This is a genomic window from Paenibacillus sp. MT124, from assembly GCF_058792755.1.
The window spans coordinates 4,696,421-4,713,964 of sequence record NZ_CM179500.1 but is presented as its reverse complement, the minus strand read 5'-3'; the positions used below and the strand labels follow the sequence as shown (position 1 = coordinate 4,713,964).

The following is a 17,544-nucleotide window of genomic DNA, read 5'->3' as shown; positions in this document are numbered from 1 at the left end:
GCTAACACTTAATGTGATTTATTTCACTAAGAAAGAGATAAGTAGCACAAATTAAAAAGTGTGAGCCCGGTCACGGAAACTGTTTTTTTATTGGAGCTTGAAGAATGGAAGGTATTGAGGTCCAGATGCTGCTTAAAAATAAGAAATACGAACTATTGTTCTCTTTTTGTTTTCGTTGTAACATCGAGAATGGGATATGATGTTCCCTATTTCTTCGAAAGGAAGTTTTCGCATCATGATGGGAAGATCCCACCTGATTATTGGAACAGGCGTTTCACTTTCAGTACTGCAGCTGATGGGTGTGCAAGTCACGGCACCGGCTGTTACGGTTGCGCTCATTGGCTCGCTGCTGCCGGACATTGATGAGCCGAATTCCTTATTGGTATCCAAGGCGCTGCCTAATAGTCTGATCAGGCTACTGCAAACCATTTTGCTGCCTACAGCCGTATTTGTGTATTTTTATGTGCAGGCGAAGCCTTGGAATCTGCTGCTGGCCATTTTGGTCGGGCTGGTATCTTTCCTGCCATCGCGTTCGCTCCGCAAGGTGTTGATGTTCGCCATCGGACTGGGCCTTGTATTCTACGGTCACGCCCTCGCACCATGGAACCTGATTGCAGGGAGTCTGCTCATGTTATGTACTACGCTGACCCACAGAGGTTTAACCCATACGGTCTATGGAACTGCAGTTTGGGGAGGACTGCTGTACAGCACAACGCATGAGCAGGGACCGGAGATTTGGGTTGCCGGAGGCGTAGCCTATGCCATGCATTTGCTTGCAGACTCGTTGACGAATCGAGGGATTCGTCCGCTTCCGCCACTCAAGTGGAGGATCAGGGCGAATTTAATGAGCACGGGGACCAAACATGGAGCCGTGGTCGAGAATGTATGTATTGTGCTAACGCTTATTTTGGCATGGATCGCATTTTCACCGTTATTTCTGTAACTCTGAGTAATAGGCATCGAGGTTACTTTATCGGATTATGTCGCATGACAACATCAGCATGAATTCAAAAACGCCAGTCCAGAATAGAGGACTGGCGTTTTTTATTGGCTCTCCGAATCCTGTACTAAACCTTACCGTGTATAGGGGCTAAACCACAATTGGGAGCAAGGTTCAGGAAGAGGATGGGGAATCGGTAAGCTCATCAATATCCGAAGAGCCAAATACAAAGAGCACAACAAGGATAACTACAATTAATAGCTCTGCAAATCCAGTTCCGTCAAAGTCAGACATCATCCCAGCCTCATTTCATTCCATTCATTTAGGAATTCATTCTTTTTTGGAAAGCTCGCATCACATCATCTAGTGTCACATCGCCCATCTCGTCAAGAAATTGGACCAGTTTATCGGCATTCGAAGGCGTAATGTTTGTCAGTGTTTTATATTGTCCAACCAACTCAACGACCAGAGTAGCTTCGCGAAACAAGGTCACAGCGTCGACTCTTAATTTGCCGCTAACTAGCAATGCTGCAACAATGAGTTCCAGGTTCTTACCTTTAAGGTTGCCATTGAGAAGGGAGTTTGCGGCATTTGATTTTTTGGAGCCTTTATTCGATTTTCCATTCCTTCCCACTGCCATGACAGGACCCCCACTGCTTGGTGTTTTGTTCTCTTTCGTTGTTGTATCTTATGTGTTATTTCCTATAATGTTCGAACTATTAATCTATTTTTACGCAAAAAAAAAGAGACACTCCAACCAAAGTCGGAACGCCTCTTTATCTGGAGAGAGATCAACCAGAGTTGTTCAATTCTGTCACTCCCTGAGCATTACGCGTTTTCAATAATGGTGTTCATGGTCGTACGATCCAAACCCTTCACCAATTTGACAAGCAGTGCCTTGGCAGCATCATAGTCATCGGTGTGAATGATGGAAGATGAGGTATGGATGTAACGGGCACAGATCCCAATGACGGTTGAAGGTACGCCAATTCCGCTCAGATGAACTTGTCCTGCATCCGTGCCGCCAGGTGAGATAAAGTATTGCATCTTGATCTGGTTCGAAGAAGCGGTATCCTGCACATATTCCACCATGCCGCGGTGAGTGAACATGCCTGGATCGAAAATACGAAGCAGAGCACCTTGCCCAATGTGTCCAAAGGACTGTTTGTCACCTGTCATGTCATTGGCTGCACTGCAGTCCAGGGCGAAGAAGATGTCTGGTTCAATCAGATTGGCAGCTGTACGCGCACCGCGAAGCCCCAATTCCTCCTGAACTGTTGCACCGCAATACAGCGTGTTTGGAAGCTTCTCTTGGTGGAGTGCCTCAACGAGCTCAAGGGCAAGTCCGACTCCGTAGCGGTTATCCCAGGCTTTTGCCATGATTTTTTTCGGGTTCGCCATGGGTGTAAATTCACAGATTGGAACGATTTGCATGCCTGGGTGAATCCCCCAAGATTCGGCTTCAGCACGGTTATCCGCACCAATATCCAGGTACATGTGATTCAGATCAACCGGTTTGCTCCGTTGGGACTCATCCAGCAAGTGAGTAGGCGTAGAACCTACAACGCCCGTTATACGGCGATCGGGAGTGATGATCTGAAGGCGCTGAGACAAGACAGCCTGACTCCACCATCCACCAAGCGGTCGGAATTTAACCATGCCCGTTTCCGTAATGCCTGTTGTCATGAAGCCCACTTCATCAAAGTGTCCGGCTACCATAACTTTCGGGCCTGATTCTTCACCGCGAAGTACACCGAAAAGGCTTCCCAGACGATCCTGGACAAATTCCTCTGTATATTGGGAGAGCTGCTCCTTCATCCATCCGCGAAGCTCGCGCTCGAATCCGGAAGCGGAAGGGAATTCCGTTAACGTACGAAACATCTCCATTGTTTTTTCATTCATGTGTCGACAACTCCTCTGCTTGTATGTATGACAGTCTTGACAGAACGGCTGCAGACTGTTGTCCTCCATTCTTAAAGGACATTATTAACCACTGGTCACATTATAGTATGAACCTTGCGCACCTAATTGTCCATGTCTGTGTCACGTATCGGATGCATCATTAGTACAATGAACATGAAGTTTTCTTTTGGATTGGGCTTTTCCCTCACGCCTTTCACAGCATGATTGAATATGCATGAGTTGAGACGCTCCTGCGTTCCCATAACCGGGGATTTTTATTCGTTTGCTTGACGACAGGAAGGAGTTGGGACACCAGATGAAGCCACCTCATGAAGGCAATGAAGATATCCTTTTTATCGTCCTTTTTATTTTGCTCGTCATCGTACTTCTTTATTTATAGGGAAATACTTCACACCTGACTGTTGTGCGATTAGCTCAACTTCTCTCTAATCCGGCGTATTGAATTTAAGCTGCTAAACCGTTCTCTCCCCAACTGGAAACAATTGATGCAATTCGCCGGATACATAACCTTCCCACGATTAACAAACAATGAACATAGGATTCCACACGAGATGCAGCGACAAGCTGTGCGACCTATACGATTTCTAAGGAGGTTCTGAATCTTGCCAGCTCAAACCAAAGGATCCGGTAACGGAAAAAAATCATCATCCCTGTCCATCAGCGAACAGGATTACAAGAAAGTAGCCAAAAAGCATGAGCCCGCTCGTCCGATCCTTGCGAATTGCATTAAGGCTTTCTTTGTCGGGGGATTCATTTGCATCATTGGACAGGCTATCCAGGAAGCATTCAAGGCAGGTTTCGATATGACTTCCAAGGAAGCGGCCAGTCCTACGGTTGCGGTCATGATCCTGATCTCGGTTATCCTCACCTGCCTTGGGGTCTACGATAAAATTGCCCAGTGGGCCGGAGCAGGAACAGCGGTCCCGGTTACCGGTTTTGCCAACTCGATGTGCTCAGCAGCATTGGAGCACCGTGCGGAGGGACTTGTTCTTGGCGTTGGAGCCAACATGTTTAAGCTAGCCGGATCGGTTATCGTATTCGGCGTCGTGGCTGCCTTTATTATAGGTATCATCTACGCCTTCCTTGGATTAGGAGGTGGGCATCTATGAAGCTTGTCGGACGCCAAACCTGGGAGTTTGAGAACCGCCCTCGAATTATCGGCAGGGCTGCGGTTGTTGGGCCAGAGGAGGGAGCTGGACCACTGTCCGCCGATTTCGATTACGTCTATGACAATCTGGAGATTGGTGAGAAAACATGGGAAAAAGGGGAGCGCAAGCTGCTTGAACAAGCTACACAGCTGGCACTCATCAATGCAAACATCACAAAGGAAGAACTGCAGTTTTTCATTGGTGGCGATCTCCTCAACCAGATCATCAGCAGTTCCTTTTCGGCTCGGAAACTGGGAGCTCCTTACCTCGGTGTATTTGGGGCTTGTTCGACCTCCATGGAGAGCCTGGCATTAGCATCCCTAATTGTTGATTCAGGTGGAGGTGATTATGTCCTCGCCGGTACGGTCAGCCATAACTGCACAGTGGAGAAGCAGTTCCGCTACCCGACCGAGTATGGATCCCAGAAACCTCCTTATGCACAGTACACCGTGACCGGATCTGGTTGCGGCGTAGTCTCCCGCTCAGGGGAAGGCCCAGCTGTCACGCGGGCAACGATTGGACGGGTCATGGATCTTGGCATCAAGGATCCGTTTAACATGGGGGCGGCCATGGCCCCAGCAGCGGCAGATACCATCGTGTCTCATTTCCGGGATACAGGGCTTGAACCAGGGTATTACGATCTTATCGTCACTGGCGATTTGGCTTCGGTTGGACACCCCATCACGAAGGAACTGTTGCAAAAGGAAGGCATCCCCATGGAACAAACGACGTTTAATGACTGTGGACTCATGATTTATGATCGGGAGAAGCAGCCATTCGTTGTAGCAGGCGGCAGTGGATGCGGCTGCTCAGCGACTGTAACGTATGGACATATATTGAACAAAATGCAAAAAGGCGATCTCAAACGGGTACTGGTTGTGGCCACGGGTGCACTGCTGTCACCGATTTCCTACCAGCAGGGTGAGAGCATCCCGTGTATTGCACACGCCGTAGCCATTGAAAAGGAGGGATAAACGATGCAATTTCTATGGGCGTTTATTGTTGGCGGATTGATCTGTGTAGTGGGTCAGCTGCTGATGGACGGCGTCAAGCTGACGCCGGCTCACACGATGAGTACACTCGTTGTGGCAGGGGCGGTGGCGGATGCGCTCGGATGGTATGATCCGCTGGTTAAATTTGCAGGGGCAGGGGCATCCATTCCCATTACCAGTTTCGGTAACTCACTGGTGCACGGGGCATTAACCGAGCTTGAAAAGGACGGATGGATCGGGGTTATTACCGGGATATTCGACTTGACGGCTGCAGGGATATCAGCGGCGATTATCTTCTCCTTTCTCGCCGCGCTGGTGGTTCGGCCGAAAGGCTGACAAGGCGCAGTTCAATGGTTTTAGCCATATATGTATACACTAAAAGGCTCCGGATGTTTAACATCCGGGGCTTTTTGTCGCAATCATGCGAGAATGGCGGCCAATCTGACGGCTGGAAACAAATTGTGATTCTCTTCGAGTGTACTCGCGCCCGTTGTTCATGTACAATAAAAGGAAATCTGTATGCTTTTTTAGGAGGTTAGACCACATGCCTGTGCGCAAAGAGTCGATCCAAATCATTTCAGCAGTTCGTTCTAATCTAGAATCTTGCATAATGGGGAAATCCTTTGAAATTCAACTTTTGCTCACAGCTTTGCTTGCAGGCGGACACGTTCTGATCGAAGACGTACCCGGAACAGGCAAGACACAGTTGATCAAAGCATTATCGAAATCCATGCGCGGAGAATACCGCCGCATTCAATGTAATCCAGATATTTTGCCAAGTGATATTACAGGTGTATCCGTATTCCACCCGCGTGACGAGCGCTTTTATTTCCGTCCGGGTCCGGTCATGACCAACATACTTCTGGCGGATGAGATCAACAGGGCAACAACGAAGACCCAGTCAGCTCTGTTGGAAGTGATGGAAGAACGCAGTGTAACGGTAGATGGCGATACCTATGATCTGCCGCACCCGTTCATGCTCTGTGCTACCCAGAATCCAATTGATTTTGAGGGAACGTATACACTGCCGGAAGCACAGCTCGACCGGTTTATGCTGAAAATAAGTCTGGGTTATCCCGACAAGGATATCGAGAGAACACTACTGAAGCAGCATCAGTCAGGACAGCCCGTGGACCGGCTGGAGTCCGTAACTCACATGGACCAGATATCGGCGATTCAGCAGGAAATCAAGGAAGTCTTTATTGGTGATCCGGTCATGGACTATCTGCTTGACGTCGTTCGCAATACACGTTCGCATCCGTCCGTTCTGCTGGGGGCCAGCCCGCGTGCAGCCATTTCATTCATGATGGCGGTGAAGGCGTTTGCCTTCCTGCAGGAACGTGATTATGTGCTCCCGGATGACGTAAAAACGATGGCCCCGTATGTCCTTTCCCATCGGATTGTACTGCGTCCTGAAGCGAGACTGGACAGCATGAGCTCTGAAGCCGTACTGAATTCTGTACTTCAGCAGGTTCGTGTGCCCGTCTCCATGGGGCAATAATTCATGAAGCCGCTTTTGAGTAATGTCAGAAGAGGAATGCGCCACCCCCGCGTATGGAGTATCGCGACGGTGTGGATTTGCTGCTTGGCCTATGTATTATTCCAGGGCGGGAAAACATCCATCATGCTGCTTTCGATGGTAACCCTCCTTTGTCTGTATCTTGCCATTGCCGGATTCAGTGGAGTAAGACGTGCACGCGGTGTACGAATGCTATCATCGGGTCAGGACCATGAAGAGCTGCTGCATGCCGGTGACCAGGTTCAGGTGAAGCTCAGGCTGACCATTCCCGGATTTTTGCCACTGCCCTACGTGGTTGTCCGTGAAATGCTGCACCGTCATAACGGAGAATCCTGGTCTTTCAGGGAGAGCCTGATTCCGAACATGCGGGGAAATGGAGAGCTGTCTTTCCAGACTCCGCCGCTGGAGCGCGGCAAATACGCGTTTTCCGAAACGGAATGTGCAAGCGAGGATATTTTTGGCCTGATTGAGCATCGTGGTACATTCAAGGCCAAAGGCGAGTTTAGGGTGCTGCCTCGTACCGTATTCATACCGTACTGGCAGCTGTACGATCGTAAATCACGACTGTCTGGTCCACAGACCGCACAGACGCGTTCCCGCAGGGAAACAACTCAAATCAACGGTGTTCGTGATTACGTGTATGGCGACAGGCTGTCCCGTATTCACTGGAATGCTACAGCCAAGACAGGAACATGGAAATCCAAGGAGTTCGAACATGAATCGGTACCCAAAACCATCTTAATACTTGACGCTCTGGCGAGCAGTTACGAGCAGGGGGAAACATTTGAGCTGGCGGTTTCCACTGCGGCATCGTTATTGGAGTATGGTACGAGAGAACGGATGGGTATGGGGCTGATGACGCTATCTGACCAAACGACGCTGCTTCCTCCAAGCGAAAGCCTGATGGATCGGCAGAAGATGATGCATCATCTGGTGGATGTTCAGAATGATGGTCAGGATAAAAGACTGCTGCCCGGTATTGAAAAGCTTGCTCGTCAGCTGCCACAGGGCGCTTATTTTGTAGTCATATCTCCCCAGAAGGATGAAAAAGTACTGGAACTGCTGCGGTGGGCTGATACTCGCGGGATGACTCCATGTCATATTATCCTTGATACCAAGGATTCACGTCAGAGTGCCGAATGGGCCGCCATGCTCCGAGGAAGAGGCACGAGATCCTTTGTAGTTTCCCATCTGCAGGAACTTCCAACGGTTATGGGGGGAGGTTCTGTATGAGTACGAATAGTAGAGAACAGTCGATGGGGAAAAGATCATGGTACCATGCCGCGTCGCTGCTCTGGATTTTCCTGATTGGGATGCAGTGGATTTCGTTTACACAGGAATCCTGGTACACCGAGACGACATCATTGGTATTATGGACGCTGGCTGCGGTCAGTGTGCTGGAGATTATTTTACCTTTCAAAACGATATACCGTAACATCATCAAGGCAATTGTTCTTATTTATATTTTGCATAAAACGCTCATTGATTACTCTGTCTACATTCCTTACGGTACACTGAGCGATCGGACGGAGCAATTTCTGCTGCATTTGACCCCGTACATCTGGTTCTCCCTATGCGCATGGGTCATGCTTGAAGCTGCTCTTCGTCTGGTGACGACAACACGCCGTATTCTAGTTTTTCTGGGTGTGAACATCGTTTCGATGGGTATTCTGGATTCCTTCACCCAGATTCCACTCTGGATTGAAGTGGCTTGGGTCATGTTTGCCGGGATGGGGTGGCTCGTTTGCCAGCACTTCCGCAACTTCCAATTGAACTACCCACAGGGCTGGAAACGATTGCTCCGTTATCCGTACAAAATACTCGCCAACATCGCCATTATTTTTTCTCTGATTATTGTAGCGAGTGTTAACATGCCCGAAGTACCGCCTACGCTGACAGATCCTTATACGGCATGGCGTAACTATACCGGAAGCTCTACCAGCCAGACTGGCAACGGGACGCTGGATATTCCAAGTTCAACAGAGTCCGGATACAGCCGGGAAGATAATCAGCTGGGCGGTGGATTCAACTTTGACTACACACCAGTCATGTCGGTAACGACCAATGAACGGAATTACTGGCGGGGTGAAACCCGGGAAGAGTACACCGGTACAGGGTGGGATGACCGCAGACGGGTGTCCTCGGAAGATGTAGAGATTGGACAAACCCTTGAGAATGAGGATGCGGGTAACGTAAATACCAAGCAAGTTACGCAAAAGGTAACCATGCTGAACGATAGTGTGTATCCAATCCTCTTTGGTGCATATTCCATAACTGAAGTAAGTTCGGTCAATGGCGAGAACGAATCAGGCCGGATGCTGTGGAATGCAAATCAGGCAGAGCTGCACATTGTCACAGATCGGCAGCAGCCGCAATTCCCTAAAACGTATACGGTTGTATCCGAAGCACCAGTCATCGTGGAAGATGAGCTCCGTACCAAGACGTTTGATGATCTATATGGAAGCAATCCTGCAGATGACATGTACCTGCAAATGCCTTCCCGTTTCCCGGACCGGGTAACAGAGCTTGCGGCCGAAATAACGGCTGCGGCAAATACGCCGTATGAAAAAGTGGCATTACTGCAAGACTACTTACAACAAAACTTTAATTACACTAACAATCCCGATTTATCCCGAAAAGTGAGCAATGACTTTGTTGAAGGATTTTTGTTTGACATCCGTGAGGGGTACTGTGATTATTTCTCAACGGCACTCGTCATGATGGCACGTTCTGAAGGTATTCCCGCCCGCTGGGTAAAAGGATATGCCCCTGGCCAAATGTCTCTTAATTCCGACATGCAGGCTCCACGCCAGCCTGGTTCTGAGATTGAGACGACGTATACCGTGACCAATGCAGATGCCCATTCCTGGGCTGAGGTGTACTTTGGTGAATACGGATGGATTCCGGTTGAAGCGACACCTGGCTTCGATATGCCTCTGTTGACGGAACAGCCTGATGTACAGCCGGTAGACGAGCCTGAAGAACAACCAGAAGAAGAACAGGTTGTAGAAGAAGAGCAAGCACCTGCACCTGAACAAGCAGCATCCGGCATTCCCGCGTTTGTGATCTGGGCGGCGGTGGCTGTACTTGCTCTATGGGTCGCTTATATGTTCTGGCGGAATCGCTTCTCACTCCGTTTTTGGATGCTGCGTCTGCGCACTGGAGGACCACTTACCCCCGAGCAGAAAGTTATTGCAGAGACGGAACGCTGGATTCGCTATGTGAAACGAAAAGGATTGACCCGAAGCGGAGACGAGACCCTGCGCGAGTCTGTCAACCGATGGAGTCAGGCCAAACCGGCTGCGGCAGCAACGCTGCAAGAACTGCTGGCGATGTTTGAACGCACGCGTTATAGCCCAGCTTCCGTTACTTCGGACGATTGGAAGGCAGTCTATGAGACAGCCTCGAAGCTGCGCAAGGAACTCAAAGCGGAACGGGCATAAAGGATGCCCGTCCCGTTTTTCCTTTTTCCCATACCATCAGGCACTGTATGCATTTTCAGGAAAGACGGATTTGTGATATAGTGTGTCGTATGAAACTGAGGTGACTTCTTTGTTTAAAATGTTAATGCCCAAGCTGCGAGTAGACACGGTTTTTGACATAAATCTGGAAGAGCTGTACGCTCAAGGCTACCGTGGAATTATAACTGATCTGGATAATACGCTTGTCGGTGCCAAAGCTCCTGATGCCACGCCGGAACTGATTGAATGGTTTGCGCGTGTGAAAGAGGCGGGTTTCAAGCTGATGATCGTGTCCAATAACAATTTGAACCGTGTATCTTTGTTTGCGACTCCGCTGGATATCCAGTTTGTGCATAGTGCACGCAAACCATCGAATGCACCGTTTCGTAGAGCAATGAAGATGATGGAGCTAACTCCAGAAAAAACGATTGTTGTAGGCGATCAAATGCTTACGGATGTATATGGAGGCAACCGACTGGGACTTTATACGGTCTTGGTACTGCCCATTTCCATTGGTGATGAAGGTTTCATGACCCGCTTCAATCGTCGCGTGGAACGGATTGCTCTAACCAGTTTGCGCAAGAAAGGCTTATGGCTTGAGGAGGAAAAGAAGAAATGACAGAAACGCATAACGGCAATTCTGCCGTAAGATGCAGTGGATGCGGAGTGCATCTGCAAACGGAAAATCCGGACAAACCGGGGTTCATTCCGGAGAAAGCGCTGGATCGTGAACCGGTCATATGTCAGCGTTGTTTCCGGATCAAAAACTACAATGAGTCATCATCCGTCACGGTGGATCAGGACGAATTCCTGGCTCTTCTCAGCAAAATCGGGGATAAGGATGCGCTTGTCATCCATATCGTTGATCTGTTTGACTTTGACGGTAGCATCATTTCCGGTCTGCAGCGTTTTGTAGGAAACAATCCCGTTCTGCTGGCTGTTAACAAGACGGACCTGCTTCCTAAGGTAACCAACTGGAACAAGGTTCGTAACTGGGTACAGAAGCAGGCTAAGGAGCAAGGTTTGCGTACAGTGGATATCGTGCTCTGCAGTGCCAAGCAAAATCAGGGATTTGATCGACTGCTGGAGCTTGTTGGTACCTATCGCGAGGATCGTGACGTATACGTGGTCGGAGGTACCAATGTGGGTAAATCGACATTGATTAACCGTCTGATCCGCGACTACAGCGATTTGGAGCAGGAACTGACAACCTCCCGTTATCCGGGAACGACGCTGGATATGGTTAACATTCCACTCGATGATGGCAAATTTATTATTGATACGCCGGGAATCGTGTATCCATGGCGTTTCAGTGAGATCGTATCACGCAAGGATCTGGCAGCCATCATGCCGGACAAGCCGCTTAAACCGGCCGTGTATCAATTAAATGCCGGACAGACGCTGTTCTTTGGTGCCATGGCTCGTTTTGATTTCATTGAAGGTGATCGTCAGTCCTTCACTTGTTATACAAGCAATGCAATCGATATTCACCGGACGAAGCTGGAGCGTGCAGATGATCTGTATCGTGACCACGTCGGAGAACTGCTGTCCCCGCCAAGCCGAGAGGATGCAGCGGACATGCCTGAATGGACACGGCATGAGTTCCGTATCAAACGCGGCAGCCAGTCCGATGTGTTCATATCCGGTCTGGGCTGGATTAAGGTCAATGGTGAGAATGGGGCGCTTGTCGCTGTACATGCACCAAAAGGTATTCGAGTGCTGGTTCGTCCATCTTTGATCTAGTTATACGGCAAATTGATTCTCTATAGATCGGGGGCAGACGCATGCCAGAACAAAAGAATACCTATACTTCACTTCCTGTTTTGCTCGGAGTTTTTGGTGATCCGATTGGGCATTCCAAGTCACCTGCTATGCATAATGCGGCTCTTGCGACAGCGGGTGTGAACGGATTGTATATGCCGCTTCATGTTCGTCCAGAGCAGCTGGAAGCAGCCGTTAAAGGCATTGTTGCCTTGGGGTACCGGGGTGTTAATGTAACAATACCTCACAAAGAAGAAGTGATGAAATACCTCGATGTCATTGATGAAAGTGCGCGGCTGATTGGTGCTGTAAACACGATCGTCAACGATAATGGTAAACTGACTGGGTACAATACCGATGGTATTGGTTATGTTCGTTCGTTGAAAGAAGAGGCAGTGCCGGAACTCGCAGGCAAGAAGATTGCAGTTCTTGGGGCAGGAGGCGCTGCAAGAGGCGTCATCTATGCTCTGGCACTGGAGAAACCGGAACGAATTAGCATCCTGAATCGTACAGCCGAGAGAGCAGAGGCTCTTGCCTCCGATCTGAGAGGGCATGGATTGGGTAACATTACTGGCAGCGGCATGGAAGAAGCTGCAGCAGTGTTAGCCTTCGCTGATATCGTGATCAACACTACGGCGGCAGGCATGCATCCGCATATCGATGATGTACCGGTGAATCCGGAGTTGATTCGGGAAGGTGCTGCCGTGAGCGATTTAATCTATAATCCGCTGGAGACACGCTTGCTGCGAGAAGCACGTTTGCGTGGATGCGTTGTGCACGGTGGCCTAGGTATGTTTGTGTATCAGGGCGCGGTCGCATTTGAACACTGGCTCGGCATTCCTGCGCCAGTTGAGACCATGAGACGCGCTGTATTGGATAGTTTTAATCAGTGAAAAATATCATTGAACGGTCAGGCAACAGACAGACGAAAAACGCTGTTACAGTGCCTGCCGGGCATAAGGAGTTATGGAGTAATTATGTTAAACGGTAAACAAAAGCGCTTTTTGCGCTCACAAGCACATCATCTGACCCCTGTATTTCAGATCGGAAAAGGGGGCACCAATGATCATCTGTTCCGTCATATTGAAGAGGCAATCGAGAAACGCGAACTGATGAAAGTGCAAGTGCTGAACAACTGTCTGGATGACAAAAACGAAATCGCTGAAGAAGTGGCTCGGGAAACCGGCAGCGAACTGGTGCAGATTATCGGAAGCACCATCATCCTGTACAAGGAATCACGCGACAACAAACAAATCGAACTTCCTTAGGACGGTGACACGGGTGAAGATTGGCATCATGGGCGGGACGTTTGATCCGATCCACATGGGACATCTGCTTGCTGCCGAAGCTGCAAGAGATTCACATGCCCTGGATGAGATCTGGTTTATGCCTTCCCATGTTCCGCCCCATAAACGCGGAGCTGGAGCTTCGGGACAGCAGCGCCTGGATATGACTGAGGCTGCGGTACAAGGTGTAGAGCAGTATGAAGTGCTGGGCATCGAAATGGAACTCGGCGGGGTGTCCTACACGATCGATACGATGAAGGAACTGTGGCGCCGTTATCCGGAGCATGAATTTTATTTCATTATCGGAGCGGACATGGTGAACTATCTTCCGAAGTGGGAACAGATTGAAGAACTGGCTGCCAAATTAACCTTTATCGGTGTGGGGCGGCCAGGATTTCAGCTGCATCTGGATGACCTGCCGGAAGAACTGCAGAACAGCGTGCTGCTGGCCGAGATGCCCCTGGTGGACATCTCATCCACGGCTGTTCGCAGGAGACTTGCTAAGGGGCATTCGGTACGGTTCATGATCCCTGATGCAGTTCATCAATATATTGTAAGGAGCGGTTTATATGGGGCTAAGCCGTGAACAATTAATTAAGGCCGTTTCCGGTCAGATGCCGGAGAAGCGCTGGAAGCATACGCTTGGCGTAATGGAAAAGGCCGTCCAGTTGGCAGAGAAGTATGGGGCGGATCCTGTCAAAGCAGACCTCGCAGCCATACTGCATGACGTAGCCAAGTACTGGCCTGTATCCGAGATGGAAGCGGTCATCCGTGAAAACGGATTGAACGAAGAACTTTTACAGCATGACAAGCAGCTCTGGCACTCTGAAGTAGGTGCTTTTGTGGCACAGCGCGATTATGGTGTTGATGATCCGGAAATCATTAACGCAATCCGCTGGCATACTTCCGGGCGTGTAGGTATGAGTCTGCTCGATAAGGTTGTATGTCTTGCTGACTATATTGAACCGGGAAGAGATTTCCCAGGCGTAGATCACATTCGTGAGCAGGCAGAGCGCAGCTTGGAAGAGGGACTGATTGCCGGTTTTGATTCCACGATCAGCTTGCTGATCTCGCAGCGACGCGTCATTTATCCGCTAACGATGTTGTCGCGGAATGATCTGATTGCACACTTATAAAATATGGAGGTTGGTTCATGACAGTATCATCGAAAGAACTTATGAATATGGCGGTAACCGCCGCTGACGATAAAAAGGCATCGAACATTGTAGCACTGGACCTGAAAGGCATCTCTCTGGTTGCAGACTACTTCGTAATCTGTCACGGTAATTCCGATACACAGGTACAGTCCATTGCAACAGAAATTCGCAAACAGGCACATGCAGCTGGCGTTAACATTAAAGGAATTGAGGGCATGGATTCCGCACGTTGGGTGCTGATGGATATGGGCGACGTGGTTGTGCATATTTTCCATCGTGATGAGCGCGAATATTACAACATTGAACGGCTATGGTCTGACGCCAAAGTGGTGGAAACGGTATGAGTTTGATTGCAGGTACGGTCGTCTCCCTACCGGTTGATCGTGAAGTATCGCCTTTTGGCTACTTTTTGACGACAGGATCGGAAGATGTACTGCTTCACTATACGGAACTCACACGGGATGTCAAAATCGGGGAGACGCTCGAGGTCTTTTTGTTCTTTGATACAGAGGACCGTTTGGCAGCAACCATGAAAAAACCATATCTCACTCTGGGCGAAATGGCGCGACTGGTTGTGGCAGATATCCACCCGCGCCTTGGCTGTTTCCTTGAGATGGGACTTGGACGGCAGCTGCTGCTCCCTATCCGTGAATTGCCCGAATTGGAAGAACTACGTCCACACGTGGGCGATGAAGTTTTTGTTATTATGGAACATGACAAGCAGGGGCGTCTTCGTGCCAAATTGGCCGGGGAACGTGAGCTTGCTCCCCTGTCATTCCACGCTCCAACATCATGGTTGAACGAGTGGGTGGAAGCAACGGTGTACAAACCTTTGCAGATGGGTACTTTTGTGCTTGTAGAAGGCGGAGTACTTGGCTTCGGTGCTATCGGCATGATCCATTCATCTGAGCGCAACAGAATGCTGCGGCTGGGTGAAAAGGTGAAGTGTCGGGTAACGCTGGTTCGTGAAGACGGGCGTGTTAACCTGGCCATGTCCCCTCGCAAAGAGGTAGGCCGTAACGAAGATGCGGACAAACTTCTGGCGTTTATGAAAGAGCGCCCTATGGGCGGTATGCCTTATTCGGATGCCACTCCACCGGATATCATCAAGCAGCGCTTTGGAATCAGCAAATCAGCTTTTAAGCGTGCTTTGGGCAAGCTGATGAAAGACGGACTGGTGACGCAGAAGGAAAACTGGACGTACTTGACGGAATCAGCTCCCAAAGATTCAAGTGAAAACAAGTAATCGTTAACGACATATTGGAACGAAGGAAGGCAGGGCAAGGCTGGGTGAACTCCGGACGCCCCTGCTTTTTCTTTTGGAATCGGAAAATGAAATTGAAAGTGCGGTGCCTGACATGTCTTACCGTAAATTTGCTTATGTGTACGATGAATTAATGGAAGATATGCCTTATCCGGACTGGATAAGGTTTGCAAGAACAGCTTGGGAGCAGCACGGCATGCCCAAGAGCGTAGCCGAGCTTGGATGTGGAACAGGGTCCATTACGATCCCGCTGGTCAACTCGGGGTTTGAAGTGACGGGCATTGATCTGTCTGCGGATATGTTATCTGTAGCGCGAAGCAAAATGGAGGGAACCCCTCAAGGTCATCGATTGTATCGTGAAGGCAGTGTCCGCTGGGTTCAGCAGGATATGCGGGATTGGAGAGTACCCGAACCGGTGGATTCAGTAATCTCCTTCTGTGACTGCATTAATTATTTGCTGGAAAAGGAAGATGTCATTCGTACGTTCCAGCGTACCTACGAGATGCTGAAGCCGGAAGGGACATTCCTGTTTGATGTACATCATCCAGACACCTTGATCCGATATGAAGAAGAGCAGCCTTTTGTCCTGGATGAACGCTCCGTATCCTATATCTGGACCTGCGACATGGATCGTGAACGGTGTGAGATTGAGCATCATCTCAGCATTTTTTCCCGGGTGGATGACGGCGGCAAGGATATGTACCAGCGGTTCGAAGAGGTTCACATTCAGCGTGCATACGATCCGGACTGGATGAAGCTGGAACTGACCAAAGCTGGATTCAGGAATGTCCGTGTATATGCTGATTTCACATGGAAAGAAGCTGGAGAAGGCGCGCAGCGGCTATTTTACGTCGCGGTGAAGTAGATTCCAGATAGGGACCGTCCTTACAACAGTAAGGGCGGTTTTTTTTCTGTTTTTTATGATGAAATGCATTGTCAGCAAGGGTGAAGAGAGCCATAATGGACAAGAATGGAAAACGATTACAAGATCTTAATGATTAGAATTCGTATTGATAAAAAGGTGGTGCAGAATGGAAAGTACATACAAAACCAGGCTGACTTCAGAACAGCTGAATGCAATTGCCAAGCAACATTTTAATACAGGCATCCAGGAATACAGGGAAATGATTGACGGATGGGCCAACCATGCTTATTATATCTCGCTCGGTAACGGGCAAGAGGCGGTGCTCAAAATCGCTCCTTCAAAGGTTGGTAAACCATTGCGTTGTGAGCAGGATCTTCTGATGGCGGAAGTTCAGGCACTGCGTCTCGTGGGAGAGCTTCGAGATGTACCGGTCCCCCGTGTATTAGCGTGTGATACAACATGCAGTCTTGCTCCGGCGGAGTACTTTATAATGGAATATATGCCTGGCACGCCTTATAACAAGGTCAAGGATCAGTATAGTGCAGCAGAGCAGGCAGAGATCGAAGAGCAGCTTGGTGCATTCAATCGCCGGATCAATGAGATCAAAGGTGAAAAGTTTGGCTATTTTTCAGAAAAGAAACCAAAGTATAACACCTGGAAGGAAGCATTTTTGAGTCTGATGGATGATCTGCTCACCGACGGAAGAGAGGCTGGCGTAAAACTTCCTATGGATTATGATGAGCTTGCCCAATTGATAAGAGAGAAATCGGATGTACTGAGTGATGTCAACGAGCCGGTACTCATTCACTGGGATCTGTGGGATGGCAATGTGTTTGTGGAACAGGGGCAGATTACAGCCATTATTGATTTTGAGCGTTGCCTTTGGGCGGATCCCCTGATGGAGCACTACTTCAGTCATTTTAATTATACACCAGGGTTTGTAAAGGGTTATGGTAGGGTCATCACAACGGAGAGTGAGCGAAAACGGAGAAGCTTGTACGATCTGTATTTTGATCTGATCCTGTGGATTGAATGCGAATATCGACAATATGATAACAAGGAACACATTCAGTGGGCAATTAATAACTTGGAAGAAGGAATCGAGCGATTTCGTTTGTCCTAGGCCGAATGGGGAAGAACAGCATTATCTATAGTCAAAAACCAAGCAATATTGACTTTAGTCTTGCTTTTTTATATAATGGTCCCGATATTGTATACATATTTCGAT

20 protein-coding genes and 1 other annotated feature (1 of these 21 running past the window's edge) are annotated in these 17,544 nt (G+C 49.1%); of the genes, 17 read left to right on the top strand and 3 right to left on the bottom strand.

The window, feature by feature from the left end; translation table 11 throughout:
- Positions 1 to 235 precede the first annotated feature (235 nt).
- On the top strand, positions 236 to 943 hold the full coding sequence (locus AC3RCI_RS21330) for a metal-dependent hydrolase (protein ID WP_095359546.1): 708 nt from the start codon (positions 236 to 238) through the stop codon (positions 941 to 943).
- A gap of 171 nt (positions 944 to 1,114) precedes the next feature.
- Here the strand turns inward: AC3RCI_RS21330 and AC3RCI_RS21325 are convergent, their stop codons facing one another.
- The 3 genes from AC3RCI_RS21325 to AC3RCI_RS21315 form a co-directional block, all read right to left on the bottom strand.
- A complete protein-coding gene (locus AC3RCI_RS21325; RefSeq protein WP_492526260.1) occupies positions 1,115 to 1,237 on the bottom strand; it encodes a hypothetical protein in 123 nt (40 codons plus the stop codon).
- Positions 1,238 to 1,262: 25 nt separating this feature from the next.
- Entirely contained in the window at positions 1,263 to 1,580 is a 318-nt protein-coding gene (locus tag AC3RCI_RS21320; protein WP_492526258.1) for a hypothetical protein, read from the bottom strand.
- 188 nt (positions 1,581 to 1,768) lie between these two features.
- Positions 1,769 to 2,842, bottom strand: a complete 1,074-nt coding sequence (locus tag AC3RCI_RS21315) for a M42 family metallopeptidase (protein WP_154895081.1) — start codon at positions 2,840 to 2,842, stop codon at positions 1,769 to 1,771.
- A gap of 623 nt (positions 2,843 to 3,465) precedes the next feature.
- Here AC3RCI_RS21315 and spoVAC point away from each other — a divergent pair.
- From spoVAC to AC3RCI_RS21235, 16 genes are all read left to right on the top strand, one after another.
- Positions 3,466 to 3,972, top strand: a complete 507-nt coding sequence (gene spoVAC / locus AC3RCI_RS21310) for a stage V sporulation protein AC (protein WP_170948175.1) — start codon at positions 3,466 to 3,468, stop codon at positions 3,970 to 3,972.
- Complete coding sequence (gene spoVAD, locus AC3RCI_RS21305; RefSeq protein ID WP_492526256.1) at positions 3,969 to 4,985, top strand: stage V sporulation protein AD; 1,017 nt, start codon at positions 3,969 to 3,971, stop codon at positions 4,983 to 4,985. Before spoVAC ends, spoVAD begins: the two co-directional genes overlap by 4 nt.
- Before the next feature lie 3 nt (positions 4,986 to 4,988).
- Positions 4,989 to 5,339 (top strand): stage V sporulation protein AE, encoded by a 351-nt coding sequence (gene spoVAE, locus AC3RCI_RS21300; RefSeq protein WP_336780517.1) that lies wholly within the window; start codon positions 4,989 to 4,991, stop codon positions 5,337 to 5,339.
- A 208-nt stretch (positions 5,340 to 5,547) separates the two neighbouring features.
- Positions 5,548 to 6,504, top strand: coding sequence for an AAA family ATPase (locus AC3RCI_RS21295; protein ID WP_095289796.1), 957 nt, complete (start codon positions 5,548 to 5,550; stop codon positions 6,502 to 6,504).
- A gap of 3 nt (positions 6,505 to 6,507) precedes the next feature.
- A complete protein-coding gene (locus tag AC3RCI_RS21290; RefSeq protein WP_492526254.1) occupies positions 6,508 to 7,755 on the top strand; it encodes a DUF58 domain-containing protein in 1,248 nt (415 codons plus the stop codon).
- Complete coding sequence (locus AC3RCI_RS21285; RefSeq protein ID WP_492526253.1) at positions 7,752 to 9,965, top strand: transglutaminase TgpA family protein; 2,214 nt, start codon at positions 7,752 to 7,754, stop codon at positions 9,963 to 9,965. The genes AC3RCI_RS21290 and AC3RCI_RS21285 overlap by 4 nt, the downstream gene beginning before the upstream one ends.
- Positions 9,966 to 10,074: 109 nt before the next feature.
- Positions 10,075 to 10,602: a YqeG family HAD IIIA-type phosphatase gene (locus tag AC3RCI_RS21280; RefSeq protein WP_095359536.1), complete on the top strand. Its 528-nt coding sequence runs from the start codon at positions 10,075 to 10,077 to the stop codon at positions 10,600 to 10,602.
- The gene (yqeH, locus tag AC3RCI_RS21275) at positions 10,599 to 11,726 is read left to right on the top strand and encodes a ribosome biogenesis GTPase YqeH (protein WP_492526251.1); all 1,128 of its coding nucleotides are present in this window, start codon (positions 10,599 to 10,601) and stop codon (positions 11,724 to 11,726) included. The genes AC3RCI_RS21280 and yqeH overlap by 4 nt, the downstream gene beginning before the upstream one ends.
- Before the next feature lie 41 nt (positions 11,727 to 11,767).
- The gene (gene aroE / locus AC3RCI_RS21270) at positions 11,768 to 12,637 is read left to right on the top strand and encodes a shikimate dehydrogenase (RefSeq protein ID WP_492526249.1); all 870 of its coding nucleotides are present in this window, start codon (positions 11,768 to 11,770) and stop codon (positions 12,635 to 12,637) included.
- 84 nt (positions 12,638 to 12,721) lie between these two features.
- Positions 12,722 to 13,012, top strand: coding sequence for a ribosome assembly RNA-binding protein YhbY (yhbY, locus tag AC3RCI_RS21265; protein WP_095289806.1), 291 nt, complete (start codon positions 12,722 to 12,724; stop codon positions 13,010 to 13,012).
- 13 nt (positions 13,013 to 13,025) lie between these two features.
- Positions 13,026 to 13,616 (top strand): nicotinate-nucleotide adenylyltransferase, encoded by a 591-nt coding sequence (locus tag AC3RCI_RS21260; protein WP_492526247.1) that lies wholly within the window; start codon positions 13,026 to 13,028, stop codon positions 13,614 to 13,616.
- Positions 13,600 to 14,166: a bis(5'-nucleosyl)-tetraphosphatase (symmetrical) YqeK gene (gene yqeK / locus AC3RCI_RS21255; protein ID WP_492526245.1), complete on the top strand. Its 567-nt coding sequence runs from the start codon at positions 13,600 to 13,602 to the stop codon at positions 14,164 to 14,166. The genes AC3RCI_RS21260 and yqeK overlap by 17 nt, the downstream gene beginning before the upstream one ends.
- 17 nt (positions 14,167 to 14,183) lie before the next feature.
- Positions 14,184 to 14,531: a ribosome silencing factor gene (rsfS, locus tag AC3RCI_RS21250; RefSeq protein WP_095289811.1), complete on the top strand. Its 348-nt coding sequence runs from the start codon at positions 14,184 to 14,186 to the stop codon at positions 14,529 to 14,531.
- Complete coding sequence (locus AC3RCI_RS21245) at positions 14,528 to 15,433, top strand: CvfB family protein (RefSeq protein WP_336780523.1); 906 nt, start codon at positions 14,528 to 14,530, stop codon at positions 15,431 to 15,433. The genes rsfS and AC3RCI_RS21245 overlap by 4 nt, the downstream gene beginning before the upstream one ends.
- Positions 15,434 to 15,545: 112 nt before the next feature.
- Positions 15,546 to 16,316 carry a class I SAM-dependent DNA methyltransferase gene (locus AC3RCI_RS21240; protein WP_336780524.1) on the top strand — a complete coding sequence of 257 codons (771 nt, stop codon included), beginning with the start codon at positions 15,546 to 15,548 and terminating at the stop codon, positions 16,314 to 16,316.
- 166 nt (positions 16,317 to 16,482) lie between these two features.
- A complete protein-coding gene (locus AC3RCI_RS21235; RefSeq protein ID WP_336780525.1) occupies positions 16,483 to 17,439 on the top strand; it encodes a phosphotransferase family protein in 957 nt (318 codons plus the stop codon).
- 94 nt (positions 17,440 to 17,533) lie between these two features.
- Positions 17,534 to 17,544 (top strand) — a binding site (T-box leader); it runs 254 nt beyond the window's last position.